The sequence below is a fragment of the Cupriavidus sp. 09_S30 genome (assembly GCF_056930435.1).
Window position 1 is genome coordinate 776204 of sequence record NZ_JBXOWI010000002.1, and the last position, 25032, is coordinate 801235.

Consider the following 25032-nt stretch of genomic DNA (forward strand, 5'->3'; position numbering starts at 1 on the left):
GTTCCGGTGCGGCAGGCCGCCGGACCAGGGGGGAAGGCGCGGGTGAGCGCGGGAAAAACCGAACGCCGGGCACCGCCGTGGCGGCGCGCCGGCAAACCGGCCGGCAGGGCCGCGCGGGCGATGCCGTCAGCGGCAGCCAGCGCGCGGCGCAGGCGGTGACGGTCGTCCGTCAGTCGCCGGGGAGCGGCACCGGCGCTTCGGCGGCAGCAAGCCGCGTGGCATGGTCGCGGACGTCGGCCGGCCAGCCGTCGATCAGCGCGGCGAAGCGCGCGGGATCGTCAGCGAACAGCGCGCGCGTGGCTTCCTCGAATCCGGGCAGGTCGCCTGCGAGCGCCGACATGAAGTGATAGGCGCGCTCCTGCGCGTGGCGCTTGCGGTCGCGCTCGCCGTGGACGCGGCGGGCTTCATCGACCAGCTTGCGCAGCGCGACGGACGCTCCGCCCGGCTGGGCTGCCAGCCATTCCCAGTGCCGCGGCAGCAGCGTCACCTCGCGCGCGACCACGCCCAGCTTCGGGCGGCCGCGGCCCCTGGGCGTTGCGGTGGCAGCGCTCTCATCGGATGCGGCCGGCACGGACGGCTCGGCCGCCGGCGCGAAGCGCGCCAGCAGCTCGGCATCGCTGCCGCGCGTGTCGATGTCGATCGACCTCCCGGTGCTGTCATCGAAGATCAGAATCGGGCCGGCCGCGCCGCTGTCGAGGGCATGCTTGACGGCAAGGGCGACGGCCGCCAGGGGCCCGGAGGCGAGGCGCCGGTGGCCGTCGAAGCTGGTGTAGGAAGGGGGGAGGGATGGTCTGCCATGGCTGGCTCTATGCGAGTGTCATTGGCAAATAATACCCGGGTGTAAATTTGTTTGCAATATCGCCCGGGTATTATTTGGGGCGTGGGAACGATGGGCTAAGCGCTTGCAGCCGCGATCTGCTGGCCCTTTTTCGATGTCGCTTGAACTGGCGGCATCGCGTTCTTGTCCTGGGCGGTGTCAGCCTTTGCACCCAACGACCGCACGACATCCCCCTTCGGGGGCTGCCGGTCACTTTTCTTTGCGTTCTGCAAAGAAAACTAACGAAAAGAAAGCAGACCCTGCCGGGGGCAGAGCAATAAGGCTCGCTTGGGTTTATCGCCAGCCGTCGTGGCCGTGCCGCCTCTGCTGGCAGCTACCGCGTCCGGTGCGGACGTGGTCGACGCTGCCGATGCCGCGAGCATGGACTGTTGGGCCCCTGATGCCGTGCCGCCGTGGTGGTTCGACCATCTGCCGTTACCGAGGCGGATGGCCACTGTCTACCGAGCGGCGCTGGTTTTGATTGCAGGCAAGTGGTCCCAGTTTGAAGCGTGGGCGCTACTGCGACCGCCTCGCGAGTGAAACGCAAAGTGGTCGATGTGGAGTGTCACACTTAATTGGTGCAATAGACGCGCCCCGCACATACCCGGGTTGAAGCCCTTACGACGATCGCGCTTGCCGTCCGTCCCGCATGGGAGCCCCAGGCCTGCAATGCAACCAGCCACGCCGATCAGAAAGTGGCGCTCCGCCCCGGTATCGGCAGATGGCCGAACCACCACCACCGCTCGTCATCACGGGCCAAGCAATACAACTTAGGACGGTGGCAAAGCCGTGGCGGCCCGCCTCGCGAACGGCAGAGACCGGCAGAAGCGACACGCCCACGACAGCTGGCAACGCCCACCGAAAGCCTTATTGCTCTGCCCCCGGCAGGGCTGCTTTCTTTTCGTTAGTTTTCTTTGCAGAACGCAAAGAAAAGTGACCGGCAGCCCCCGAAGGGGGATGTCGTATGGCCGTTGGGTGCAAGGGCTGACGCCGCTTGGAACAAGGACGCGATGCCGCCACATCACGCGAGGTCAGCAAGCGAGGTCAGCAAATCGTGGCTGCAAGCGCCTGCCCTCACCCCCGACCCCTCTCCCGCAAGCGGGAGAGCAACTGTGTTTCAAGTCAAGGCTGGAGGGCCTGTGAAGCATGCCTGGTTGGATCCCATAGGGCGCCATCCCTGGCCATAGCATTGAGGATGGTCAGCAGCTTGCGCATGCAAGCGACGATCATGACCTTCTTGGGCTTGCCGGCGGCCAGCAAACGCTGCCGGAAAGCCGCGATCGCCGGGTTGTAACGCATCGCCGACAGGGTGGCCATGTAAAGCACCGCCCGCACGTCTGCACGCCCACCCCAGATACATCGGGTCCCCTGGCGCTTGCCGGAATCACAAGCCAGTGGCGCAACGCCAACGAGCTTGCTGATCGCCCGGCGCCCAAGCTTGCCCAGCTCCGGCAGCGCCGCCAGCAATGTCATGGTCGTCACCGCCCCGACACCCTTGACGCTATCGAGCAGCTTGCGCTGCTCCTTGAAGTGCTGCTCGATGTGGTCATCCAGATCCGAGTCGATCTCGGCAATCTGCTTGTCCAGCGTGCGTATCACTGCGCGGATGCTGCGCGCCGTCTTCGGCCCCGCCTTCTCCAGCCGATTGCCTTCGGCCACTCGCATCTCCACCAACTGGCGCCGCCGAATCATCAGCGCCGCCAGCGACTCCCGGTGCGCCTCCAGCGGTGCCGTGAGGTACTTGTGGCGATCCGGATGGCGTGCCAGTACATCGGCAAAGTCGCGCAACCCTCGCGCGTCGATCCGGTCTGTCTTGGCTAACTCGCCCATCGCCTTAGCAAAGTCGCGAGCCTGACGCGGATTCACCCGCGCAACTTCCACTCCTTCTTGCTGCAGCGCCCGTACCAGGCCTCGCTCGTAGCCGCCGGTCGCTTCAACCACAACCAGGTCGACATCGCACGCCTTGAACTTCGCTATCAACTCGCCCCATCCCGACGCCTCATTGCCTACCCGCAGCGACTGATCCATCCAGCAAGCATCAAGATGCTCCTTGGACACATCAATCCCTGCGGTGGGCCGTGGACGCCCGTCATTCGGTTCCCTGCCTTGCGGATGCATATTCAAAATTGGCAACTGTTCGGGTTATACGAAATGGATGAAGCGGACCCGTACGTTGACCACATGCTCTCCCGCGAGCTTCAGGCTCCGAGGGGTTTCAGGTTTGGCGTACCGGTGGCGAAGTTCCGCCCTATCGACAGCACTGTCCTATAAACCTTTGATCTTTCCTTGGCAATAGGACTGCAAATCCTGGCTTCGATTCGGGCTGATGGAAACATACAAGGGGAGACAAGAATCAGCGGGCAGACCTCGGCGGCCTCCGCCAAACCACCGCCACCCATCCTACATCGCATCAAGCGGATAAATCGGCCGCCGCACATTCTCGAACTTCAACTTGCCATAGTCTGACGTCGTCACGCCGATGCTGTCGCACTCGATCACGTGGGAGGCGAGCTCGCCGAAGCCCGCGCGCCAGTGCACGCGGCTCTTCAGCACCAGGTACTGCTGCTGTGCCGGATCGATGCCCAGCGCATGGAAGCAGTTCAGGTCGAAGGGTTCGATGTGCGAGGAGATCACCACCACCAGCACCGAGCCGGTGTCGAGCACGACGGTCTTGCCGGAGCTGGTCTCGACGCCGGCGCTCATCGGGCCGCGCAGGCGGAAACGGCCGTCGCTGATGGTGCGCACGCTTGCGGTCAGGGTGATCGGCGCGTTGCGTTCGCCGGTGGCGGGCAGTTCCGACTTGCCGCCCAGCGAGAGCGTGACTTCGTTGCCGATGCCGGCGGCGATGGCCTCGTCCACCGCCTGGGGATCACGGATCGCGTAGAACACGGCGCCGCGCAGGTCCTGCCTCAGCACTTCGGCGAGCACCGCCGTGGTGTCCATGGTGCCGCCCGAGGCGACGTTGTCGCAATGGTCCAGCAGCACGACCGGGCGGCCCTGCACCGTCTTGGCGCTGGCCACCGCATCGGACAGCGGCCTGCCGTGGTAGAGGAAGGCGGTGCGCTGTTCCCAGGCCTGGTCCAGCAAGCCCTCGCGGGCCTGCTCGGCCTGGCCGGCGTTGCCATCCGCGCAGACCACGACAGACAGGCCGGCGTTATGGATGTCGGCGTGGGGAAAGCCGGTGAAGAGCGAGGCGGCAAGGATGCCCTCGCCGGCGTTCTCGAGGGCCATGCAGCGCGCCTGCAGCGAGCGGTTCGGCTCGGCGTGCGTGCCCTGGCGCATCACGTGCGGCAGCATGGGACGATTGCCCCATGCCAGCACGGGGCGGATCTCGCCGCGGATGGCGCGGCACAGCAGCTCGGCACAGCGCTTGCCGGCAGCGGCCATGTCCACGTGCGGGTAAGTGTGGTAGCCGGTCAGCACGGTGGCGCGCGCCACCATGTCGGGGTAGAGGTTGGCGTGCATGTCCAGCACCACGCCGATCGGGGTGGTCGGATGCAGGGCGCGCAGGCGACGCAGCAGCTCGCCCTCACCGTCCTCGTAATCCGGCGTGACCATGGCACCGTGCAGGTCCAGCAGGATGCCGTCGAAGTGCTGCGCTGCCGCGGCCTCCAGGATGCGGCCGGCGATGCGCTCATAGGCCTGCGGGTCGACCGGGCCGCTGGGCGGCGCTTCCGCCACCACCGGCACCACCATCTGCGCGCCTTCGCGCTCGGCCACCTCGATGAAGCCGCCGATGCCGCTGCCGGTGCCGCGGCGCGCTGCGATGGCGCGCTCGCCGCTCAGGCTGTCGTCGCCGCTGTAGAAGAAGCGCGCGTAGGGGGTGGGAACCGGCGAGAAGGTATTGGTCTCGTGCTTGAAGGTGGCGAGAAGCAGCCGCATGGTGTCTCCGTTCTTCGTTGTCTGTGGCCGCGCGCGGCGCGGCGATCGGGCCTGCCCGGCCGACTGTAGGGGCGGCGGCGAGCCTCGGAAATACACAGTTTGCCCGAAAGCATGCCAACCGTACTGCTGCCGCGAGGGCAAGGCGTACAGGTTGCGGCGTGGGCAGCGGCCTGCGCAGGCCCCCGGCTGCGCCCGCGCCGGGCGTGTGGGGCACTCCCGCATTGCCCTGAACGGCAGGCTCGGCCAATATGGTGGATCTCCCCCACAGCAGATGCCGTCATGACCGCCAAGACAGTCGCCCCCGCCGCTCCTGCCGTTCCCGCCACCTCCGTCGACCCGGTCACGGTTCCCGAGATCTGCCAGCTTCCCGCGCGAGAGTTGGCGCACCGGATCCGCACGCGGGACCTGTCGTCGCGCGAGGTCGTCGGCGCCTACCTCGATCACATCGCGGCGTTGAATCCACGCTTCAACGCCATCGTTTCAATGCGCCCCCGTGAAGACGTGCTGACAGAGGCCGACGCGGCTGACGCCGCTGTGGCACGCGGCGATGCCGTAGGTCCGCTGCACGGCTTGCCGCAGGCCATCAAGGACCTGGCCCACACGCGCGGCTTGCGTTCCACCTCGGGCTCGCCGCTGTTCGCGGACCATGTGCCGGAAGCCGATGCCATCGTGTCCGCGCGCATGCGTGCCGCGGGGGCCATCTTTATCGGCAAGACCAATGTGCCTGAGTTCGGGCTCGGCTCGCATACCTTCAATCCCCTATTCGGCGCGACCGGCAATGCCTGGGATCCAACGCGCAGCGCCGGCGGGTCCAGTGGCGGCGCCGCCGTGGCGCTGGCGCTGCGCATGCTGCCGGTAGCCGATGGCAGCGATATGGGCGGGTCGTTGCGCAATCCGGCGGCCTACAACAATGTGCTGGGCCTGCGGCCGTCGCAGGGCAGGGTGCCGCATTGGCCGCGCGTGGATGCCTTCATGAGCCAGCTCGCCACCGAAGGGCCGATGGCGCGCAGCGCGGACGACCTGGCGCTGCTCTTGTCCGTGCAATCGGGCTATGACGCGCGCGCGCCCCTGTCGCTGGAGGGCGCGGTGCCCGACTGGCACGATCGGCTCGATACGGATTTTTCCGGCACCCGCATCGCCTGGCTGGGCGACCTGGGTGGCCATCTGGCATTCGAGCCCGGCATTCTCGCTATGTGTGAGGCCGCGCTCGCGCGGCTGCGCAGCGCCGGCATCGAGACCGAGGCGGCAGCGCCCGCCTTCGATTGGGAGCGCGTCTGGCGGGCCTTCGTGGTGCTGCGCCAGTTCAGCCTGGGCAGCAGCCTCGGCGAGGCCCATGCCGACCCGGCCCGGCGGGAGAAGATGAAGCCCGAACTGCAGTGGGAGCTCGAGGGCTTCCGCAAGCTCAGCGCCGCCGACGTAAGCCGCGCGGCCGTGGACCGCACCGCCTGGTACGACCTGGCCATGAAGCTGTTCGAGACGCACCGCTTCCTGGCGCTGCCGAGCGCGCAGGTCTTCCCCTTCTCCATCGACGAGCGCTGGCCCGCGCGCATCGGCGCGCGTGCGATGGACAGCTACCACCGCTGGATGGAGGTGGTGACGCCGGGCACGCTGTCCGGCTGCCCGGTGATCAGCCTGCCGGTGGGGTGGAATGAGCAGGGCCTGCCGATGGGCGTGCAGATCATCGGCAGGCCACGCGACGAGCTGTCGCTGCTGCAGCTGGCCCATTGCTACGAGCGCATCACCGGCTTCCTGCAGGCGCAGCCGCCCGCCATCGCTGCGGCGTCGGCGCAGAAGGGAGAGCGGGCATGAGCGGCGCCGCACGCACGCTGTCCGGCCTGGTCGGCGAGGTGGAAATCTGGCGCGATCCCTGGGGCATTCCCCACATCCGCGCGAGCCGTGTCGAAGATGCTTTCTTCGGCCTCGGCTACGTCCATGCCACCGACCGCCTGTGGCAGATGGATGCCAATCGCCGCCGCGCAATCGGCCGTTTCGCCGAATGGGCGGGGCCGGCCGCGCTGCCCTTCGACCTGTTGGCGCGCCGGCTGGGCGGCGAGCCCGCCTCGCGCCGCGATGCCGCCGCGCTGGGCGCCGAGGCGCGCGCGATGCTGCATGCCTATGCGGCCGGCGTGAACGCCTTCATCGCGCAGGGTGCGCTGCCGGCCGAATATGCCCTGCTGGGCGAGGCGCCGGAGCCCTGGCAGGACTGGCATGCCATCGCCGCGATGCGCCACGCCAGCCTGATGCTGAACTCGGTCTATCCCAAGCTGTGGCGCGCGCTGGCGCTGCCTGTGGTCGGCCCGCATCAGCTCGGCAAGCTGCGCATGGACGGCGGCGGCGAGGAGATGGTCTGCATGCCGCCCGGCGCCGTGACACAGCGCGAGGGCCCGCCGCTGGACGCGCTGGCCGACGCCATGGCGGAGTTGCTGCGCACGGCCAGCCCGGACGCGGCCGGCGGCGGCAGCAATAACTGGGTGCTGGCCGGCAGCCGTACCGCGAGCGGTCGGCCGCTGCTGGCGGGGGATCCGCATCGCATGCTCGACATGCCGAATCTCTATTACCAGTGCCACCTGGCCTGCGACAGTGCAAGCGATGGCTTCGACGTGATCGGCCTCACCGTGCCCGGCGTGCCGGGCTTCCCGCACTTCGCCCACAACCGCGACGTCGCCTGGGGCGTGACGGTAGCCTTCGTCGATACGGCCGACCTGTTCCTCGAGCGTTTCGCCGACGGCGGGCAGCGCTACCTCGAACGCGAAGGCGAGTGGCGCGAGACCGTGCGGCGCGTGGAGCAGGTAGCGGTGCGCGGCCAGCCGGCGGTGGCCTGCGAGATCGTCGAGACCAGCCGCGGGCCGGTGGTGACCGGTGACCCGGCCAGCGGCTCGGCGCTGGCGCTGCGCACCGTGTCGCACGCCGAACTGGATCGCTCCTTCGAGTGCATGCTGCCGATGATGCGCGCGCGCAGCGTGGACGCACTACATGCCGCCACGCGCGGCTGGGGCCTGACCGACCACAACCTGGTCGCCGCCGACACCGCCGGCCACATCGGCCATCTGGTGCGGGCGCTGGTGCCGCGCCGGCCCGCCGCCAACGGCTGGCTGCCGGTGCCGGGCTGGCGCGCCGAGCACGCCTGGGACGGACATGTCGCCTGGGAGCGCATGCCGCGCCAGGTGGACCCGGCCGGCGGCCTCATCGTCACCGCCAACAACCGTGTGGCGGCGGCCGGCGAGGATTACCTCTGCACCGACTGCCATCCGCCGCACCGCGCCGAGCGCATCTGGCAGCGCCTGCAGGCGCTGGGGCCGGCCACCATCGACGACATGGCGGCGATCCACCGCGACACGCTGAGTCCGCCGGCGCGCGAGCTGTGTGGGCGGCTGCGCGGGATCGACGGCCTGACGCCGCCCGCTGCCGCCCTGCGCGACCGCCTGCTGGCCTGGGACGGCTTCATGCAGGCAGGCTCCACCGAGGGGGCCGCCTACACCTCGCTGCGGCTGAAGCTGGCGCGCGCGGTGGCCGCCCGCAGTGGCCTGAGTGCGGTCGGCCTGCCGGCCCAGGACGGACTGCCGCCCGGCATCGCGCCCGAGAATCACTTGTGGTGGTGCCTGCCGCATCTGCTGCGCCAGGACGACGCCGGTCTGCTCGGTGGCGCAGCCTGGTCCGAGCCGCTGCGCGAGGCGCTGGAAGCCGTCGCGGCCGAACCGTCCGCCACCTGGGGCGAGCGCCACCGGATGACGCGCCGCCATCTGCTCGCCGCGCAGTTTCCGCAGGCCCCGGCGCTGGCGGCCCGCGACGCCGGCCCGCTGATGGGCGACAGCGACACCGTGTTCTGCAGCGGCTACGTGCCCAGCCTGGGAACGGAGCCTGTCTACGCATCGCTGTCGCGCTATGTGTTCGACGTGGGCGGCTGGGACAACAGCCGCTGGATCGTCTTCCACGGTGCGGCCGCGGATCCGGACAGCCCTTGGCATGACAACCAGGCGGTAGCCTGGGCGGCGGGGGAAATGGTGCCGATGCTGTACGGCTGGGACGCAGTGGCGAGCCAGGGCGTGTTGCAGGAGATGCTGCGGCCGGCTGGGCAGGCGCCGGCTTGAATCCGCTGGCGCAAGGCACCACTGCGGCCGCTGCGGCGGGCACGGCAGCGGCGGCGGATCTCCGGCGCCGCCTGTCCGCCGCCGTTGCCCTCCTACTGCTCAGGCCACGCCCACCGGCCGCGTGCCGGAGATCGTCGTGCGATGCAGCTCGCGGTCGAAGCCGTCGTAGTCGTTCATGGCCAAGTGCTGCGTGCAGCGGTTGTCCCATACGGCCAGCGCGCCCGGCGTCCAGCGGAAGCGGCAGGTGAACTCCGGCCGTGCCGCATGCTTGTGGAGGAACTGCAGCAGCGGCTCGCTCTCTTCCTCCGTCATCCCCTCGAAACGCAGCGTGTAGGTGCTGTTGACATACAGCGCCTTGCGTCCCGTGGCCGGGTGCACGCGCACCACCGGGTGCACGGCTTCGCGCGTGGCGCGATCGTCGGTGCGCACATCCATCTTGTGGGCCGGGTCGCCGTTGTTGACCACGGCGCCGTTGGCGCCGTAGGAGCGCACCGGGCTGTGCACGGCGCGCAGGCCTTCGAGCACGCCCTTGAGCGTGTCCGACAGCGCATCGTAGGCGCGATACATATTGATCCACATGGTGTCGCCGCCGTAAGGCGGAATCACGCGCGCGTACAGCGCGGACCCGAGCGGCGGGATCTCGGCGTAGCTCATGTCCGAGTGCCACAGGCCGCCGAAATTGCGCTTGGTCTTTTCGTCCTTGCCTTTCATCACCGGAAGGATCTCCGGGTGGCCGGGAAGGGCGCGCACGAAGGGCACCTCCAGCAGCGGGCCGAAGCGTGCGCTGAAGGCCTTGTGCTGCTCGGGCGTCAGTTGCTGGTCGCGGAAGAAGATCACCAGGTGCGCATGCAGTGCGGCTTCGATCTGGGCGAAGGTGGTGTCGGACATCGGTGCGGCCAGGTCAACGCCGCGGATTTCGGCGCCGATGGCGCCGGCGATGGGCTGGATCTCGATGGTCTGGGTTTGTGGCATGGATCGACTCCTCGTTATCGACTTGTCGTTGGGCGGTTGGGCGTCCCGGGGCGGACACGCCTGTGGCTACTGGATCTTGATGTCGGCGCTGCGGACGAGTTGGCCCCACTTGCGGGTCTCGCTGTCGATATAGCGGCCGAATTCCTGCGGCCCGGCGCCCGATACGATGCCGCCCATTTCGTCGAGCTGGCGGCGCACGTCGGGCTGCTTCAGGATCGCCTGCAGTTCCTTGTCGAGCCGCGCCACGATGGGCTTGGGCGTGGCGGCGGGGACCAGCACGCCGAACCAGCCGGCGATCTCATAGCCGCGCAGTCCGGATTCGGCCATGGTCGGCACGTCCGGGAGCTGCGGCGAGCGCTGGGCGCTGGTGATGGCGAGCGCGCGCAGCTTGCCGGTCTTCACCAGCTGCAGGGCGGAGGGCATGTTGTCGAACATCATGGGCACATGGCCCGCCATGGTGTCGTTCAGGCCCGGCGCGCTGCCCTTGTAGGGCACGTGGGTCAGCTTGATGCCCGCCATCGTGGCGAACTGCTCGCCCGCCAGGTGCAGCGACGTGCCGGCGCCCGGCGTAGCGTAGCCCAGCGGCGCAGGCTGCCGCTTCGCGTAGGCGACCAGTTCCTTGACCGAGTGCACGGGCAGCGCGGGATTAACCACCAACAGGTTGGGCACCGACATCAGCATGGTGACGGGTGCCAGGTCCTTGACGGGGTCATAGGGCAGGTCACGGTAGAGCGAGGGGTTGATCGAGATCGGGCCGATGTTGCCCATCACGAGCGTGTAGCCGTCGGCCGGCTGCTTGGCGACGTAGTCCGTGCCCAGGTTGCCGCCTGCTCCCGCCTTGTTTTCCACCACCACGGGCTGGCCGAGGCGCTCGCCCAGCTTCTGGCCGACCACGCGCGCCAGCATGTCAGTCGAGCCGCCGGGAGGATAGGGCACGACCCAGCGGATCGGCCGGCTTGGCCAGGCATCGCTCGCCTGCGCGGGCGCCAGCGGCGCCAGCCATGCCAGCAAGGGAAGGGCCAGGCCGAGCGCGCGGCGCAACGGCTGGAAGCGCATCCGGGCGGAAGCCCGGACATCGATGGTGGGGGTCATGTGCTTTGTCTCCGAGCAGTGGGTTCGCAGTGCTTGCCGCGCGCCTCGTCTGGGCTTATGATGTTCACTAAGTGAACGTAATGTACTCTGAGTGAACGGATGAAGAATAATAGGTCGATCCAGCGCTGTCTAGCGATCCTGCAGGCGTTCCGTCACAACGGCCGTCCGACGCTGGCCGAGCTGTCGCGCGCGGTCGACCTGCCGCACCCGACGGTGCTGCGTTTCCTGCTGACGCTGGAGGAGGATGGCTACGTGGCGCGCGAGGACAACCGCTGGCGGCTGACCACGCGGATCTTCGAGATCGGCTTCGCCGCGCTGGAGAGCCTTGGCGTGACCGAGGCCGTGCAAGAGACCCTGCAGCGGCTGGCGGATGCGTACTCCGGAACGTCGAACCTGGGCGAGGCGGGCGCGGACGGCGTGATCATCGTCGGCCGCGCCATGGCGCCGGCGGAGCGGCGCAGGTTGGTGGTGATGAACCTGCGGGTGGGCAGCGTGCTGCCGCCGGGGAGCGCGCTGGCGATGGCGCTGACGCTGCCGGTGGGGCAGTGGAGCGAGCTGGCCTATCCCGAGAGCAACCAGATGTCGGTGTCCGTGCCGCTGCCGGCGACCGGCTCGCGGCAATTGTCGCTGGGGATTTCCACCGCGACGGGAGAGGCCACGCCCGAGCGCATCGTGGCCGAGATCGTGCCGGCGTTGCAGCAGGCGGCAGCCGATATCGGCCGGATGATCGGGCTGGCGCCCGTGTGACTTTCGCTGGGGCGGCGATAAGACATCCAAGTCCATGCAAGCATGGCCACTATGCGGGCAACATGCCGGCTATCGCGCATTTTATTGCGCAAATGTGGTCTGACCGGGTATCGTCCGGCATCGATGTAGTGCTAATCTTCGTGTTTGCCGCAGGCATTCACCACACAGCGTAAATGTCTGCACATTGGCTGGCAGGGACACGATCCCGCGCGGCCTGCCGCAGGTGCGTCCGGGCGCGTTCCGGGAGCGCGGTGCGGTGTCTACAACGGCACGCCGGCCGGTCACACCCTCGCGGCGCGCTTTCTGCCAAGCACAATCGAGACATCCGTGGCTTCACTCACCCTTGATACCTTCCTGGCCGGGGTCGCTCGGCGCGACCCCCACCAGCCCGAATTCCTGCAGGCCGTGAAAGAGGTGATGCTCACCCTCTGGCCCTTCGTGCAACGCCATCCCCGTTATGCCGAGCAGGCCCTGCTGGAACGTCTGGTCGAGCCGGAACGGGTGATCCAGTTCCGCGTGGCATGGACCGACGACCAGGGGCGCGTGCAGGTCAATCGCGGCTTTCGCGTGCAGCACAGCTCGGCCATCGGTCCTTACAAGGGCGGCATGCGCTTCCACCCCACCGTCAACCTGTCGGTGCTGAAATTCCTGGGCTTTGAGCAGACCTTCAAGAACGCGCTGACCACGCTGCCGATGGGCGGCGGCAAGGGCGGCTCCGACTTCGATCCCAAGGGCAAGTCAGACGGCGAGGTGATGCGCTTCTGCCAGGCGCTGATGAGCGAGCTGCACCGCCACCTGGGCGCCGATACCGACATCCCGGCCGGCGACATCGGCGTGGGCGCGCGCGAGGTGGGCTTCATGGCCGGCATGATGAAGAAGCTGTCCAACCAGTCCGCCTGCGTGTTCACCGGCAAGGGGCTGGCCTACGGCGGCAGCCTGATGCGTCCGGAGGCGACGGGCTATGGCACCGTCTACTTCGCGCAGGAGATGCTGCATCGCCGCGGCCGCGACTTCGACGGCCTGCGCGTGCTGATCTCCGGCTCGGGCAACGTGGCGCAGTACGCGGCGCAGAAGGCGATGGAGCTGGGCGCCAAGGTGCTGACCGTATCCGACTCCGGTGGCGTGCTGCACTACCCGCAGGGCATGCGCGCCGAGCAGCTCGACGAGCTGATGGCGTTCAAGAACGACGAGCGCGGCCGCTTGTCCGACTTCGCCGCGCGCCACGACCTGCGCTTCGAAGAAGGACGCACGCCCTGGCACGTGCCGGCCGACGTGGCGCTGCCCTGCGCGACGCAGAACGAGCTGGACGGCGCCGACGCCGAGCGCCTGCTGGCCAATGGCGTTTTCTGCGTGGCCGAAGGCGCCAACATGCCTTCCACGCTGGAAGCGGTGGACCGCTTCGTCGAGGCGCGCATCCTGTACGCGCCGGGCAAGGCCAGCAATGCCGGCGGCGTCGCCACCTCGGGGCTGGAGATGTCGCAGAACGCCATGCGCCTGACCTGGCACCACGCCGAGGTCGACGAGAAGCTGCACGCCATCATGAAGGACATCCACCAGAACTGCATCCATCACGGCCAGAAGGCCGATGGGTACATCAACTACGTGGAAGGCGCGAACGTGGCCGGCTTCGTCAAGGTGGCTGACGCCATGATGGCGCAGGGCGTGATCTGACCGGGTGCGGCGGGCGGGCCTGCGGGCCGCGCCGCGCATCGCTTCCGACCCTGTGACAAGGGGCGCCCGCGGGCGCCCCTTGTCATGTCTGCGCGCCCGTCCGCGCCTTACTTCTTGGTGTTCATATTGTTCAACGAGTTGAACTGCTGCGTCAGGTAGCTGCTGGTCTGGTTCATGCGCGACATCATCAGGTCCAGCTGCGTGAACTGGACACGGTAGCGATCCACATTGGCATTGATGCGGTCCTGCGTCGTGGTGTAGTCCTTCTGCAGGTTGCTCAGCGTCTTGCTGAGGCCATCGGTCGCGGTCTTCAGCGAACCCTTGTCGGAATTGAAGCCATCGATCGCGCTCGAGATCTGGCGGCCGTAGCCGCCGGTGGTGCCGTCGCCCGCAAACAGCCGCGTGACACCGCCCAGGTTGTCGTTGAGCGCCTTGGTCAGCTTGGTGTCGTCGACCGCCATGGTGCCGTCCTTCTGGAAGGTCACGCCGATCTCCGCCAGCCGGGTCAGCTTGTCGTCGCCTGCGGGCTGCGGGGAATTGAGGATGCTGCGCAGGCGGTTCTGGATATTGCGCAGCACGCCGTCGCCGGTCAACGCGGCGCTGGTCCGGTCAGCAGCATTGAAGGCGGTCAGCTGGCCGGCCACGTTCTGCAGGTTGTTATAGGCGGTGACGAATCCCTGGATCGAGGCCTTGACGCCTTCGATATCGCGGCTCACCGACAGGCTGGTGGTGCCGGTCTTGTTGAGCGTCATCGTTACGCCCTGGGCGGCGTCGGTCACCGTGTTGCTCTGGCTGCTGACCGCGATGCCGTTGATGCTCAGCGTGGCATTGGTGGCGCGCACCGTTTCCTTGACGCCGCTGGGCTGGGTCGTCAGGGCGGGATCGTAGCCGATCAGGTTCTGCAGCTCCGGCGACGAGCCGCTGATACGCATGCTCGAGGCTGCGCCGGTCTTGTCCGAGGTCAGCACGAGGCGGTAGGGCTGGTCGCTGCCGTCATTGACGATGCTGGCGGTGACGCCGATATTGGCCTTGTTGATGGCGTCGCGGATGCCTTGCAGCGAATTGCTGCCGGCTTCGATCGTGACGGTCTTGGTCGATCCTTCGTTGGGCGCGAAACCCGGATTGACATACTTGCCAGTGGTTTCATCGAAACCGCTGACCGTGCCGAAGTCGAAAGTCAGCGTGCCGGTGCCGATGGCCGCGGTCAGGCTGGCCTGGCCGCTGCCGACCAGCGACTGCGCCTTGGCCAGCCCGGTGACGTCGACGGTGTAGCTGCCCGCCACGGCATTGGCGCCGGTGGACGCGCTCATCACGTCCGAGTTGCCCACGCTGGCCTTGGTGGCGCTGTACGTGGCCAGTTCGCTGACCTTCTTGGCCGCGCCCTGGAAGGCGCCCAGCACGCTCTTGACCGTGCCGTAGGCCGACAGCTTGGCCTGGTGCGCGGCCTGCTTGTTCTTGATCAGCTTGAGCGGAATGCTTTCCGCGTCGGAGAGTTGGGTGAGCAGCTTGTTCAGGTCAAGACCTGACCCGATCCCCAGGGAGGAAATGGATGCCATGGACGTTTACCCTTCGTTTTGGAGTTCTTCACTGTATTTCCTGCATGCCCGAGGTCAGGGATACCGTGCGGCAATGGCGGCATGCCTGCGGCTTGCGCCGGCTGCCGGTCTGCGCGTCGTATGTGGTTTCCCGCCTTCACAGGATCGCGAGCGCCTGGACTGATCGCGGCGCCGCTCAGGGCTGCCGCGCAGGCGCTTCCTTCCCGCGATGTGGGTGTTTCGTGACATGCGGAGAGGCTTTGAATGTCTCTCCCATGTATTAACGGAGGGGTGTCGCTGATCTTTAGCGGGAAATGTGACTTTTTGTCGTCATTGATGGGCCGGCGGTCTTCTTACGGTTGGAGCGGCGTCGATGGTGCCAGGCGCGGCGCCTTGTATCGGCCTGCCGCTTCAGCCAGGACGCACCTTGTCCGCGCCGCGCGAGCGGCGCCGGCGCGCGCGTACCAGCGTCGCAACCCCTGCCGCCGCCAGCGCGAGCAGCAGGGCGGCGATCGGGGCGGCCGGCACGGCGCGTCCACCGGCGGTCTCCTCGCCACGCGTCGCTGAGGGCCGTACGTGCGGAGCGCTATCAGCCCGCCCGATGCCGGCCGGCGACGCCGGCGCGCCGGCGGCCTGGATCGCGGCCGCATGCTGCTTCCATTGCGAGAACACGGTATCCAGGCAGGCGACCGTCGTGCAGGCATCGCGCCGGGCCAGGAACGCCGCGATGTCCGCCTGGCTGATGGCACCGGCCTGCAGCAAGCGTTGCTGCTGGGCGCGGATGCGGCCGTGTCCCATCGCGAGCAGCGCGTGTTCGCAGATCAGCCGTTCGGCCTGCGTGCCGGCGGCCGGCGTACTGCAGTCCGGATCCGAGGCGTGGGCATTGCCCAGGCAGGTGATGCTGGCCAGGGCGAGGGCGGCCGGCAGCCGGGAGAGCCAATCCATGGGAGGTGTCTGATGAGAGGATCCGGTTGCGGGGAGGCGGCCGCGGTGGCCGCCGCATGCCGGGACCGAGAGGATACACGGCGCAGGCGCATCCGTCTGGTGGCGGCGCACAACGGCGATCTTGCCGCAGCGCTTCGGCTGCTGAGTGGCGCAGGCGTCCGAGTCCCGGATGCGCAGCGTGCGCCGGGCCTCAGCACTCCACGACATTGACCGCCAGGCCGCCCAGCGAGGTCTCCTTGTAGATGGCCTTCATGTCCTCGCCGGTCTGCATCATGGTCTTGATGACGGTGTCGAGTGACACATAGTGGCTGCCGTCGCCGCGCAGCGCCATGCGCGCGGCATTGATGGCCTTGACCGCGCCCATGGCATTGCGCTCCACGCAGGGGATCTGCACCATGCCGCCGACGGGGTCGCAGGTCAGCCCGAGGTTGTGCTCCATGCCGATCTCGGCGGCGTTCTCGACCTGCTTCGGCGTGCCGCCCTGCGCAGCCGCCAGCCCCGCGGCCGCCATCGAGCAGGCCACGCCGACCTCGCCCTGGCAACCGACCTCGGCGCCCGAGATGGAGGCATTGGTCTTGTAGAGGATGCCGATGGCGGCGGCGGTGAGCAGGAAGTCGACCACGCCGTCCTCGTTCGCGCCCGGCACGAACTGTGTGTAGTAGTGCAGGACCGCCGGCACGATGCCGGCGGCACCGTTGGTCGGGGCCGTGACCACGCGGCCACCGGCGGCGTTCTCCTCATTGACCGCCATGGCGTAGGCGTTGACCCAGTCGAGCGCGGCCATCGGATCGGCGCCGGCGGTGCCGTCGCGTGTCAGGGCTCGATACAGTTCCGGGGCACGCCGGCGCATGCGCAGTGCGCCCGGCAGGGTTTGCGGTGGTGTGTCGCCGCGCAGTCCGAGGCCACGCTGCACGCAGTCCTGCATCACGTCCCAGATGGCCAGCACGTCCGCGCGGACCTTGGCCGCCGGCCGCCAAGTGCATTCCCGCGCGAGCATCAGCCCGGCAATGGTGCGGCGTTGTGACAGCGCCAGTGAAACCAGTTCGTCGCCGCTGTGGAAGACGTTGAGCGGGGCGGCCCGCTGATCGGCCGCATCGGCCGAGGCGCCGCGCTCGACCACGAAGCCGCCGCCGACGGAGTAGTACTCCGCTTCGCGCAGCAGCGCGCCGTGCGCGCCGAAGGCGAAGAGGCGCATGGCGTTGGGATGGGCGGGCAGCGAACGGTCGGCGCGGAAGGCGATGTCGCGGCGCGGGTCGAAGGCGATGTCGCGCAGGCCGAGCAGGGGCATGGCGCAATCGCGCCGTACCGCCGCAACGCGCGCGGCCACGGCGTCGGGGCGTACCGTCTCGGGGGTTTCGCCCATCAGGCCCAGCAACACGCCGTTGTCGGTGGCATGCCCGCGGCCGGTGGCGGCCAGCGAGCCGAACAGCTCCACCTGTATCCGCGCCACCGCCGGCAGCAGGCTTTGCGCCTGCAGCGCACGCGCGAACGCCAGGGCCGCCCGCATCGGTCCCACCGTGTGCGAGCTGGACGGGCCGATGCCGATCCTGAAGATGTCGAAGACGGACAGGAACATGCCTTCAGGCCGGGGGCAGTTGCTGCTCGACCAGCTTCACCCAGTAGGCGGCGCCGAGCGGCAGGATGTTGTCGTTGAAGTCGTAGTAGGGGTTGTGCAGCGGCGGATCGTTCGGGCCCTCGCCGGCGCCGATGCCGATATAGGCGCCGGGGCGCTCCTCGAGCATGAAGGCGAAGTCCTCCGAGCCCATGGCGGGCTTGATGTCGGTCTTCACGTTGTCGGCGCCCACCAGGCTGGCGGCGGCCGCGATCGCCGCCGCCGTCTCGCCCGGTGTGTTGACCACGCCAGGATAGCCGGGACGGAAATCGAGCGCGATGCGGGCGCCGTGCGTCTGCGCCACGCCCGCGCAGATCTGCTGCATGGCGTTCTGCGTGCGCTCGCGCACGGCGGGGTGCAGCGTGCGGGTGGTGCCGCGCAGCAGGACCGTCTCGGGAATCACGTTCCAGGTGTCGCCGCCGTGGATCTGCGTGATGCTGACGACCACCGAATCGGTGGCATCGGTACGCCGGCTGGCGATGGTCTGCAGCGCCATCACGAGCTGCGCCGAGACCACCACCGGGTCGATGCCGTTGTGCGGTTGCGCCCCGTGCGAGCCCTTGCCGGTGATCTGGATCTCGAAGTTGTCGAGGAAGGCGGTCATGGTGCCGGCGCGGATGGCGAACTTCCCGCGCGGCAGCTGCGGGAAGTTGTGCATGCCGTAGACAGAGTCGGCGGGGAACTTGTCGAACAAGCCTTCCTGCACCATGACGCGCCCGCCGCCTTCATTCTCCTCGGCGGGCTGGAAGACGAAATGTACGGTGCCGCGGAAGGGTTTGTGGCGCGCCAGGTGGGCCGCCGCGCCGAGCAGCATGGCGGTGTGGCCGTCGTGTCCGCAGGCGTGCATCTTGCCGGCGCAGGTGGAGGCATGGGCCGGGCTGCCCAGCTCCTGCATATTGAGCGCGTCGAGGTCGGCGCGCAGCGCGATGCTGGGGCCGGCGCCGTTGCGCAGGGTGCCCACCACGCCGGTGGTGGCGAGGCCGCGATGGACTTCGATGTCCATCAGCGCGAGCGCGTGCCCCACGATATTGGCGGTGCGGTGCTCCTCGAAGGCGGTCTCGGGCGTGGCGTGGATGTCGCGCCGCCAGCTCACCATGCTCTGGCGGATGTCGTCGGCGATGTCAGTGTCGCGGTACATGGCGGGATATCGTCTGGGTGAGGTCAGTGGAAGAACTCGGCGATCAGCGTCGCGCCGAGGAAGGTGCCGGCCGTGGCGGTCAGCGAGACCACCACGATGCGCCAGCCGAGCTGGCGGAAGATCGGCAGGTCCTTGGCCACCGAGAACCCGGCAAGCGCCAGCACCGGCGTCGTGAACGTCATGAAATTCAGCTTGTCGGTGAGCGCGATGAGGCCGTCGGAGAAGGGGAAGAGGCCGGGCACGCCGACCAGCGTGGCGACGATGGACAGCAACAGCAGCAGCGGCACGCGCGGCACCAGGTGCTTGACGAGCTGGCAGGCTGCCACCACCGCGATGACGGCCAGCACGCCTTCGAGCGAGACCAGCACGGGCACGTGGTAGGACAGGCAGTTGCCGATCAGCACGCCCGCGCCGACCACCGCCCAGCCGAGCGCGGCATCGGCGATCGACAGGCGGTGCGTGGAGAGCGCCCCGGACTGCGCCAGGCCTGCCGTGCCCGTGGCTTCGCCCCGGCGCGAAGAACGGCCAAGGCGGCCGAAGCGGCCGAGCACCGGTTCGAGCTTGCCGTACAGCCACGAGCACAGCGGCAGCGACAGGAACAGCGTGAAATAGAAGCCGACCACCGAGGTCAGCAGGTTGGAGGCGGCGGCAATCGCGGTGATGTCCTTCCCGAGCTCACCGGGGTGTTGGGCGACGATGGCGCCCACGGCCGCGGCCATCAGGCTGCCCGAGCCCACGCCGGCGCCCATGGCGAGCGAGCGCGGATCGAACAGGTGCAGGCTGCTGATGAAGCCGGCCAGGATGGCGATGAACAGTGCGCCGAGCACCGTGCCGGTGATGTACTCCGCGAGGACGCCACGGCCCTCCGGCGAATCCATGCCGTACTTCTCACTGATGATGGCGATATTGCCTTCGCGGCCGACCGAGAAGGTGGCACCCACCGCCTCGCGCTTGATGCCGAGCAGCAAGGCCAGCGGCAGGCCCAGCGCCAGGGTGCCCAGCGCATGGCCGAACTCCTGGAACAGCAAGGCCCAGCCCGCCTCTTTGACCTTGGGCAGGGCCACGCCGACGGTCAGGCCGAGCTTCACCACGAACAGCAGCAGCCCGGCATTGAGCAGGCCGGTGGCCAGGGCCTGGAGGCCGGGGCCGACGCGCAAGGGTCGCGGCACCTGCCGGCAGGCGATGCCCCAGGCCGCCGCCATCAGCAGCGACCACATCATCGGCATCAGCACGACGCGGCCGGGGCCGAGCTTGAACTGGACAGCGCCGATCGCTTCCGCCAGCGCCACCACGGCGAGGGTGACGGCGAGCAGGCGGAACTTGCCGGCGGCGGTGACGGTGTCCAGGACGGGCACCTGCGGCGCGGCGGCGCGAGGGGAAAGGGATTGGGTCATGGGTGTCTCGCAAGCGAAGCCCGGCAAGCATGATGTGCTTTGCGGTCATCACGGCCCGTCAGCGGGCCGCCAGCCGGCGGGCAGGCACCTAGTATTCCGATCGCCAAGCGTTTCATCAATGATCGTGATATGGGAAACTTGTTGCATTGAATGCAACACTCGAGGGGGCTGCCGTGCTGGAGATGGACGACAGGCTGGACACGCGCCGCGTGCGCTACTTCATGCAGGTGCTCGAAAGCGGCTCGGTGCGCGGTGCGGCCGAGGTGCTGAACATGGATCCCTCGGCGGTCAGCCGGGCCATCGGTGTGCTGGAGAAGGACTGCGGCACGCCCTTGCTGGAGCGCCACGGGCGCGGCGTGGTAGCCACCGAGGCTGGCCAGTTGCTGGCCGCCTACGTGCGCAGCCAGCACGGGCAGAAGCAGCAGCTTCTGGCCGAGATGGACAGCATCGAGAAAGTGGCGCGGGGCCATATCGACATCGTGGCCGGCGAGGGCTTCGTCGAATGGCTGATGCGGCATAGCCTGCGCAGCTTCATGCAGGCCCACCCCGGCATCACCGTGGACCTGGACGTGGCCAGCACGGATGACATCGTGCGCCGCATCGTCGACGGCACGGCCCACATCGGCATGGTGTTCCAGCCGCCGAACGACACGCGGCTGCGTACCCACTACGTCCATTCACAGCCGATCGAGACGCAGGTGCTCGAATCCCATCCGTTGGCGACGATGCGCGGCCCGCTCAGGCTGCAGGACCTGCTGCCCTACGCCGGCGCCACGCTGCACCGCACCTTCGGCGTGCGCCAGCACATCGAGGCGGCGGAGATCAGCGAGGGCGTGCGGCTGCCCTCGCTGCTCACCACCTCCTCGTTCAGTGCCCTCGGGCACTTTGTCTTCGGTGGGCTGGGCTATGCGCTGTGCACGCGCATTGCGCAATGGTCGTCGTATGGCGGCGAGCGGCTGGTATCGCTGCCGATGAGCAATCCGCTGTTGTACCAGGGGCAGGTACAGGTGGTGTCGCGCCAGGGCAGGGCACTGTCGCCTGCCGCGGCCAGCCTGCTGCGGCAGATCGTGGCGGACCTGCCGCGGTGGATGACGAGGGCGCGCTGAGGGTGCATTGAGGGTGCACTGAGGGTGCACTGAGGGCGCTCAGCCCTTGCGCGTGCCCTCGGCCAGATCGGAGCCGAACGCTTCCCACAGCGCATCGCGGCGCTGCAAGGCTTCGATGGTGGCCGGCTTGCGCAGCTGCGCCACGGCCGAGACCAATGCATTGCACAGGAAGAAGGCGGCGGTGTAGGAGTCGAACGGCGAGGCATTTGCCGTGCGCACCAGCAGATGGTGGTCGGCCAGCGGCACCAGCGGTGCCGCCGGGCTGTCGCAGAGGGCCACCACGCGGGCGCCGCGTTCGCGGAACACGCGCGCGATGCTGACCGGCGCGCGGGAGTAGCGCCGGATGCTGAAGACGAGCAGCACGTCTTCCGGGCGCAGCCAGAGCACGCCGTCGGTGGGCGTCACCGCGCCCGCGCCGAGTTCATGCACATCGGGGCGGCACATGTTCAGGTGCAGCGCCAACCAGGCGCCCACCGGCGCGCTGTTCTTCTGCGCCAGCACGAAGACCCGACCCTTGGCGCCGGCGAGCAAGTGCGCGACGGCTTCGAAGGCGGCGATATCGAGCGATTCGTGCGTGGCGGCCAGGTTGTGCTGGTCGTGGCGCAGCGCGTCGTCCAGGCAGTCGCGCAGCGTGCGCCGGGCGCCGATAGTGGCGGGCGCGCGCTGGCCGGCGGTGGGCAGCATGGCGGTCACGCTGGCGCGCGCCTCGCGCTGGGCGTCAGCATAGCTGGCGTAGCCCAGCTTGGCAAACAGCCGCACCACGGTGGAAGCGCTGGTGCCGTGCTGGGCGGCCAGCGCGGTCGCTGACTCGAGCAGCACGTGCGGGTAGCCGCGAGTGAGGGCATCGGCCAGCGCGCGCTCGCGTGCCGTCAGCGTGGCGGCCTCGCGTGCCAGGCGATCGAGCAGGGTGGCGCTGTCGGGGGCGGCCGGCTTACGGGTTGTCATCGTGTTGACACTCTGCAATGCGTATTGCATGATCGTATCACGTTTGCAATATATGAATCGGACCCGAATTGCGCCCGGATCGCATTCGGATCGCATTCGGATCGCATTCGGATCGCATTCGGATCGCATTCGGATCGCATTCGGATCGCATTCGGATCGCATTCGGATCGCATTCGGATCGTCCCCAAGACCCCCTTCTTCGGGGCCTCGAATTCCACCGCACGGAGCGTAAGCCGCATGCTTGAAACTGAAGTCGTCCAGGAACCGGAAGCCATGCTTGCATGGCTGGCCGGCCGCCAGCAGGCCATGCAGGAGCTGCTGCAGCGCATTGTCGATATCGACAGCGGCAGCCGCCAGGAGGCCGGCGTGACGGCCGTGGCCGAGGTCCTGGGCGCGCATCTGCGAGAGGCCGGGATCGACGTCGCCTTCCATCCGGTGCCCGGCTACGGCGTCTGCCTGGATGCCGCGGTGCCCGGCTCGGGCCAAGGCCTGCCGGTGCTGCTGATGGGACATATGGACACCGTGTATCCGGCCGGCACGGCGGCGCGCCGGCCGTTCCGCGTCGAGGCGGGGCGGGCCTACGGCCCCGGCGTGGCCGACATGAAGTCGGGCCTGGTGATGAACGTCTTCGTCGCCGAGGCGCTGGCGCGCATGGGCCGCCAGGCCCCACCGCTGCGTCTGTTCTTCTCGTGCGACGAGGAGATCGGCTCGGGCGCCACCCGCGAGCGCATCATGGAAGTCGGGCGCGCCGCGCGCACCGTGTTCAACGCGGAGCCGGGCCGCGTCAGCGGCAATCTCGTCACCGGCCGCAAGGGCTCGATGGTGGTGGCGTTCGAGGTGGAGGGCGTGGCCGCGCATGCCGGCATCAACCATGCGGCTGGCGCGAGCGCCATCGAGGCGCTGGCGCGCAAGATCCTCGCGCTGCATGCACTGACCGATGCGGAGCAGGGCATCACCACCAATGTGGGCTGCGTGCAGGGCGGCATCGTGCCCAATATGGTGGCGCCGCATGCGCAGGCGGAGCTTGACGTGCGCTTCACCGCGGAGACCGACATCGAAGCCTTGAGCGAGCGCATCCGCGCCATCGTCGAGGAAGAGACCATCCCGCGCACGCGCGGCCGCATCACCGACATGCGCCGCACCATGCCGATGGCGCGCACACCGGATGCGCTGCTGGCGCTCTACCAGGGCAATGCCGAACGGCTCGGCTTCACGGTGGACGGCGAGTTCACCGGCGGGGCGGCGGACAGCGGCCTGACGGCCTCGGTCGGCACGCCCACGCTGTGCGGCACCGGCCCGGTGGGCGGCCATCCGCACACCGAACGCGAGTACTGCGAACTGTCGACCTTCGTGCCTCGGGCGCAGGCGCTGGCGCTGACCATCCTCGGCCTGCGCTGAGCGGCAGGATCCGGCTTTCCCCAAGTTTCCTGGTTCTTTCCTTCTCCCTACTATGCAGAAGCTGCTTTCCTCCCGCCGCCATTTCCTCCGCCTGGGCCTGAGCGCCGCAGCGCTCGCCATCGCCGCACCGGCTGCCGTGCAGGCGCAGGGTGCCTGGCCGGCCAAGCCCATCACGCTGGTCGTGCCTTTCCCGCCGGGCGGCTCGGTCGACATCATGGCGCGCCAGTACGCCGACCCGCTGGCGCGCATCCTCGGCGTGCCGGTGGTGGTCGACAACCGGCCGGGCGCCGGCGGCTCGGTCGCCACGCAGGCGGTGGCGCGCAGCAAGCCCGATGGCTACACGCTCGTGGTGTCGTCGCAGAGCAGCCACCTGGCCAATCCGCTGACGCAGCCCAAGATCGGCTATGACCCGATCAAGGACTTCGAGAACATCGCCATCCTCGGACGCCAGCCCAATGCGCTGGTGGTGCACGCCAGCCTGCCGGTGCGCACCTTCGCCGAGTTCCTCGCCTATGCGAAAAAGAACCCCGGCAAGCTCGACTACGGCAGCGGCGGCGCCGGCAGCATGGGCCAGCTCAACGTGGAAATGCTCAAGGCCGCCACGGGCATCTACGCCACCCATATCCCCTATCGCGGCGGTTCGCAGTTGATCACGGCGGTGCTGAGCAACGAGGTGCAGTTCATCCTCGACAACCTGGTGATCATGCTGCCGCATATCAAGGACGGTAAGGTGCGGGCCTTGGCGGTGGCCTCCGAGCAGCGCCTGCCGCAGTTGCCCGACGTGCCCACCCTGGCGGAACTGGGCTATCCGCAGCTGAACCTGAGTTCCTGGACCGGCATCGCCGCGCCCGCCGGCACGCCGGAGCCGGTGGTGCAGAAGCTCTACCAGGCGGTGCGCCAGGCCGCGAGCGATCCCGCCATGCAGGCGGCGCTGCGCTCGCGCGGGGTGGTGCCACCCGAGGAAATGTCGCCTGCCGCGTTCGAGAAAATGATGGCCGAGCGGCTTCAGCGCTATGGCGAGGTGGTCAAGCGCGCCAAGATCTCGGCTGAGTGACGAAGGGATGCCGGCCGCGCGGTGCGGCGCCAGGGGGATCGGGCCGTTCGTGCAGGATTGCGCCGGCTATGTGATCCGGAGCGTGCTGGCGCAGGGAGCGTAGCGGCGGGATGGGCGCAAGGCCCGAGCGGGGCGGGCAGCCGTGGGCCGGCCAGGCTACCTCCTCACTGGTGCGAGGCGAGGGGCGCTGCCGGCGCCTCCGAGGACGCGGCGGCTGAAAGCATGGCTCGCCGCATTCGGCGAGCTTGCTGTGAGAGCTTGCGGCGAGATCAGTGCGGGAAGCGGTCGTCACCGCCGGCGAGATAGCGGTGGCTTTCGTCGCCCCAGTGGGTCATCAGTCGTCCACGCGGCTTGATCGCGCCGTCGACGAAGACGTCGTACGAGCTGGCCCGCGGTGCATCGACGCGCAGGCTGGAGGCGTCCTTGGCGGAAGCCGCGGTCGACAGGGTGCCGAGGGAGGCGATCAGGACGAGGGAAGCGAGTGCTGCTTTAATCATTTTCTTTGGCGAAATCGGACGCAGATGTCTGTTACGCCTTGATGTCATTCAGAAGTGTCGCGATTATAGGGGTTTTCCCTAGGCAATGGGCAATGGTTTTGTGGCAATGCAACATTGCGAGAATCGGAATGACAGCCGG

The 25032-nt window shown here is 68.5% G+C and carries 19 protein-coding genes; 7 read left to right on the forward strand and 12 right to left on the reverse strand.

The window, feature by feature from the left end:
- Positions 1 to 169: 169 nt before the first annotated feature.
- The 3 genes from AC1Z3O_RS23675 to AC1Z3O_RS23685 form a co-directional block, all read right to left on the reverse strand.
- A complete protein-coding gene (locus AC1Z3O_RS23675) occupies positions 170 to 730 on the reverse strand; it encodes a DUF2239 family protein (protein WP_483521944.1) in 561 nt (186 codons plus the stop codon).
- A 1209-nt stretch (positions 731 to 1939) separates the two neighbouring features.
- Positions 1940 to 2935, reverse strand: a complete 996-nt coding sequence (locus AC1Z3O_RS23680) for an IS110 family RNA-guided transposase (RefSeq protein WP_483515946.1) — start codon at positions 2933 to 2935, stop codon at positions 1940 to 1942.
- Between the two features lie 282 nt (positions 2936 to 3217).
- Positions 3218 to 4699 carry a M81 family metallopeptidase gene (locus AC1Z3O_RS23685; RefSeq protein WP_483518306.1) on the reverse strand — a complete coding sequence of 494 codons (1482 nt, stop codon included), beginning with the start codon at positions 4697 to 4699 and terminating at the stop codon, positions 3218 to 3220.
- Between the two features lie 279 nt (positions 4700 to 4978).
- On the opposite strand from AC1Z3O_RS23685, the gene AC1Z3O_RS23690 reads away from it, so the two are divergent.
- Positions 4979 to 6508 (forward strand): amidase, encoded by a 1530-nt coding sequence (locus AC1Z3O_RS23690; protein ID WP_483518307.1) that lies wholly within the window; start codon positions 4979 to 4981, stop codon positions 6506 to 6508.
- Positions 6505 to 8787, forward strand: coding sequence for a penicillin acylase family protein (locus AC1Z3O_RS23695; protein ID WP_483518308.1), 2283 nt, complete (start codon positions 6505 to 6507; stop codon positions 8785 to 8787). Before AC1Z3O_RS23690 ends, AC1Z3O_RS23695 begins: the two co-directional genes overlap by 4 nt.
- A gap of 99 nt (positions 8788 to 8886) precedes the next feature.
- On the opposite strand, the gene AC1Z3O_RS23700 is transcribed toward AC1Z3O_RS23695, so the two are convergent.
- Together AC1Z3O_RS23700 and AC1Z3O_RS23705 are read right to left on the reverse strand one after the other, a co-directional pair.
- On the reverse strand, positions 8887 to 9759 hold the full coding sequence (locus tag AC1Z3O_RS23700) for a TauD/TfdA dioxygenase family protein (RefSeq protein ID WP_483518309.1): 873 nt from the start codon (positions 9757 to 9759) through the stop codon (positions 8887 to 8889).
- A gap of 66 nt (positions 9760 to 9825) precedes the next feature.
- Entirely contained in the window at positions 9826 to 10851 is a 1026-nt protein-coding gene (locus AC1Z3O_RS23705) for a Bug family tripartite tricarboxylate transporter substrate binding protein (protein WP_483518310.1), read from the reverse strand.
- Between the two features lie 99 nt (positions 10852 to 10950).
- On the opposite strand from AC1Z3O_RS23705, the gene AC1Z3O_RS23710 reads away from it, so the two are divergent.
- Both AC1Z3O_RS23710 and gdhA read left to right on the forward strand, forming a co-directional pair.
- Entirely contained in the window at positions 10951 to 11598 is a 648-nt protein-coding gene (locus AC1Z3O_RS23710; RefSeq protein WP_483518311.1) for an IclR family transcriptional regulator, read from the forward strand.
- A 327-nt stretch (positions 11599 to 11925) separates the two neighbouring features.
- The gene (gene gdhA / locus AC1Z3O_RS23715) at positions 11926 to 13269 is read left to right on the forward strand and encodes an NADP-specific glutamate dehydrogenase (protein ID WP_483518312.1); all 1344 of its coding nucleotides are present in this window, start codon (positions 11926 to 11928) and stop codon (positions 13267 to 13269) included.
- Between the two features lie 107 nt (positions 13270 to 13376).
- Here the strand turns inward: gdhA and fliD are convergent, their stop codons facing one another.
- From fliD to AC1Z3O_RS23740, 5 genes are all read right to left on the reverse strand, one after another.
- Positions 13377 to 14825: a flagellar filament capping protein FliD gene (fliD, locus tag AC1Z3O_RS23720; protein ID WP_483518313.1), complete on the reverse strand. Its 1449-nt coding sequence runs from the start codon at positions 14823 to 14825 to the stop codon at positions 13377 to 13379.
- Between the two features lie 390 nt (positions 14826 to 15215).
- Positions 15216 to 15749: a lysozyme inhibitor LprI family protein gene (locus AC1Z3O_RS23725; protein ID WP_483518314.1), complete on the reverse strand. Its 534-nt coding sequence runs from the start codon at positions 15747 to 15749 to the stop codon at positions 15216 to 15218.
- A gap of 190 nt (positions 15750 to 15939) precedes the next feature.
- Entirely contained in the window at positions 15940 to 17325 is a 1386-nt protein-coding gene (locus tag AC1Z3O_RS23730; RefSeq protein ID WP_483518315.1) for an L-serine ammonia-lyase, read from the reverse strand.
- A gap of 4 nt (positions 17326 to 17329) precedes the next feature.
- On the reverse strand, positions 17330 to 18499 hold the full coding sequence (locus tag AC1Z3O_RS23735) for a M20 aminoacylase family protein (protein WP_483518316.1): 1170 nt from the start codon (positions 18497 to 18499) through the stop codon (positions 17330 to 17332).
- Positions 18500 to 18522: 23 nt separating this feature from the next.
- Positions 18523 to 19893: a DUF3100 domain-containing protein gene (locus AC1Z3O_RS23740; protein WP_483518317.1), complete on the reverse strand. Its 1371-nt coding sequence runs from the start codon at positions 19891 to 19893 to the stop codon at positions 18523 to 18525.
- 182 nt (positions 19894 to 20075) lie between these two features.
- Here AC1Z3O_RS23740 and AC1Z3O_RS23745 point away from each other — a divergent pair, with 182 nt between their 5' ends.
- On the forward strand, positions 20076 to 20999 hold the full coding sequence (locus AC1Z3O_RS23745) for a LysR family transcriptional regulator (RefSeq protein ID WP_483521946.1): 924 nt from the start codon (positions 20076 to 20078) through the stop codon (positions 20997 to 20999).
- Between the two features lie 39 nt (positions 21000 to 21038).
- On the opposite strand, the gene AC1Z3O_RS23750 is transcribed toward AC1Z3O_RS23745, so the two are convergent.
- A complete protein-coding gene (locus tag AC1Z3O_RS23750) occupies positions 21039 to 21944 on the reverse strand; it encodes a MurR/RpiR family transcriptional regulator (protein ID WP_483518318.1) in 906 nt (301 codons plus the stop codon).
- A 237-nt stretch (positions 21945 to 22181) separates the two neighbouring features.
- Between AC1Z3O_RS23750 and AC1Z3O_RS23755 the strand changes: the two genes are divergently transcribed.
- Together AC1Z3O_RS23755 and AC1Z3O_RS23760 are read left to right on the forward strand one after the other, a co-directional pair.
- The gene (locus AC1Z3O_RS23755; protein ID WP_483518319.1) at positions 22182 to 23342 is read left to right on the forward strand and encodes a M20 family metallopeptidase; all 1161 of its coding nucleotides are present in this window, start codon (positions 22182 to 22184) and stop codon (positions 23340 to 23342) included.
- Positions 23343 to 23394: 52 nt separating this feature from the next.
- Positions 23395 to 24396: a Bug family tripartite tricarboxylate transporter substrate binding protein gene (locus AC1Z3O_RS23760; RefSeq protein ID WP_483518320.1), complete on the forward strand. Its 1002-nt coding sequence runs from the start codon at positions 23395 to 23397 to the stop codon at positions 24394 to 24396.
- Between the two features lie 269 nt (positions 24397 to 24665).
- Here the strand turns inward: AC1Z3O_RS23760 and AC1Z3O_RS23765 are convergent, their stop codons facing one another.
- On the reverse strand, positions 24666 to 24893 hold the full coding sequence (locus tag AC1Z3O_RS23765; protein ID WP_483518321.1) for a hypothetical protein: 228 nt from the start codon (positions 24891 to 24893) through the stop codon (positions 24666 to 24668).
- Between the last annotated feature and the right edge of the window lie 139 nt (positions 24894 to 25032).

Coding starts and splice junctions, on each gene's coding strand:
- fliD (WP_483518313.1), bottom strand. CDS start 14,825: ATGGCATCCATTTCCTCCCTGGGGATCGGGTCAGGTCTTGACCTGAAC.
- AC1Z3O_RS23710 (WP_483518311.1), top strand. CDS start 10,951: ATGAAGAATAATAGGTCGATCCAGCGCTGTCTAGCGATCCTGCAGGCG.
- AC1Z3O_RS23750 (WP_483518318.1), bottom strand. CDS start 21,944: ATGACAACCCGTAAGCCGGCCGCCCCCGACAGCGCCACCCTGCTCGAT.
- AC1Z3O_RS23680 (WP_483515946.1), bottom strand. CDS start 2,935: ATGCATCCGCAAGGCAGGGAACCGAATGACGGGCGTCCACGGCCCACC.
- AC1Z3O_RS23685 (WP_483518306.1), bottom strand. CDS start 4,699: ATGCGGCTGCTTCTCGCCACCTTCAAGCACGAGACCAATACCTTCTCG.
- AC1Z3O_RS23755 (WP_483518319.1), top strand. CDS start 22,182: ATGCTTGAAACTGAAGTCGTCCAGGAACCGGAAGCCATGCTTGCATGG.
- AC1Z3O_RS23705 (WP_483518310.1), bottom strand. CDS start 10,851: ATGACCCCCACCATCGATGTCCGGGCTTCCGCCCGGATGCGCTTCCAG.
- AC1Z3O_RS23690 (WP_483518307.1), top strand. CDS start 4,979: ATGACCGCCAAGACAGTCGCCCCCGCCGCTCCTGCCGTTCCCGCCACC.
- AC1Z3O_RS23700 (WP_483518309.1), bottom strand. CDS start 9,759: ATGCCACAAACCCAGACCATCGAGATCCAGCCCATCGCCGGCGCCATC.
- AC1Z3O_RS23760 (WP_483518320.1), top strand. CDS start 23,395: ATGCAGAAGCTGCTTTCCTCCCGCCGCCATTTCCTCCGCCTGGGCCTG.
- AC1Z3O_RS23740 (WP_483518317.1), bottom strand. CDS start 19,893: ATGACCCAATCCCTTTCCCCTCGCGCCGCCGCGCCGCAGGTGCCCGTC.
- AC1Z3O_RS23730 (WP_483518315.1), bottom strand. CDS start 17,325: ATGTTCCTGTCCGTCTTCGACATCTTCAGGATCGGCATCGGCCCGTCC.
- AC1Z3O_RS23765 (WP_483518321.1), bottom strand. CDS start 24,893: ATGATTAAAGCAGCACTCGCTTCCCTCGTCCTGATCGCCTCCCTCGGC.
- AC1Z3O_RS23695 (WP_483518308.1), top strand. CDS start 6,505: ATGAGCGGCGCCGCACGCACGCTGTCCGGCCTGGTCGGCGAGGTGGAA.
- AC1Z3O_RS23745 (WP_483521946.1), top strand. CDS start 20,076: ATGGACGACAGGCTGGACACGCGCCGCGTGCGCTACTTCATGCAGGTG.
- AC1Z3O_RS23725 (WP_483518314.1), bottom strand. CDS start 15,749: ATGGATTGGCTCTCCCGGCTGCCGGCCGCCCTCGCCCTGGCCAGCATC.
- AC1Z3O_RS23735 (WP_483518316.1), bottom strand. CDS start 18,499: ATGTACCGCGACACTGACATCGCCGACGACATCCGCCAGAGCATGGTG.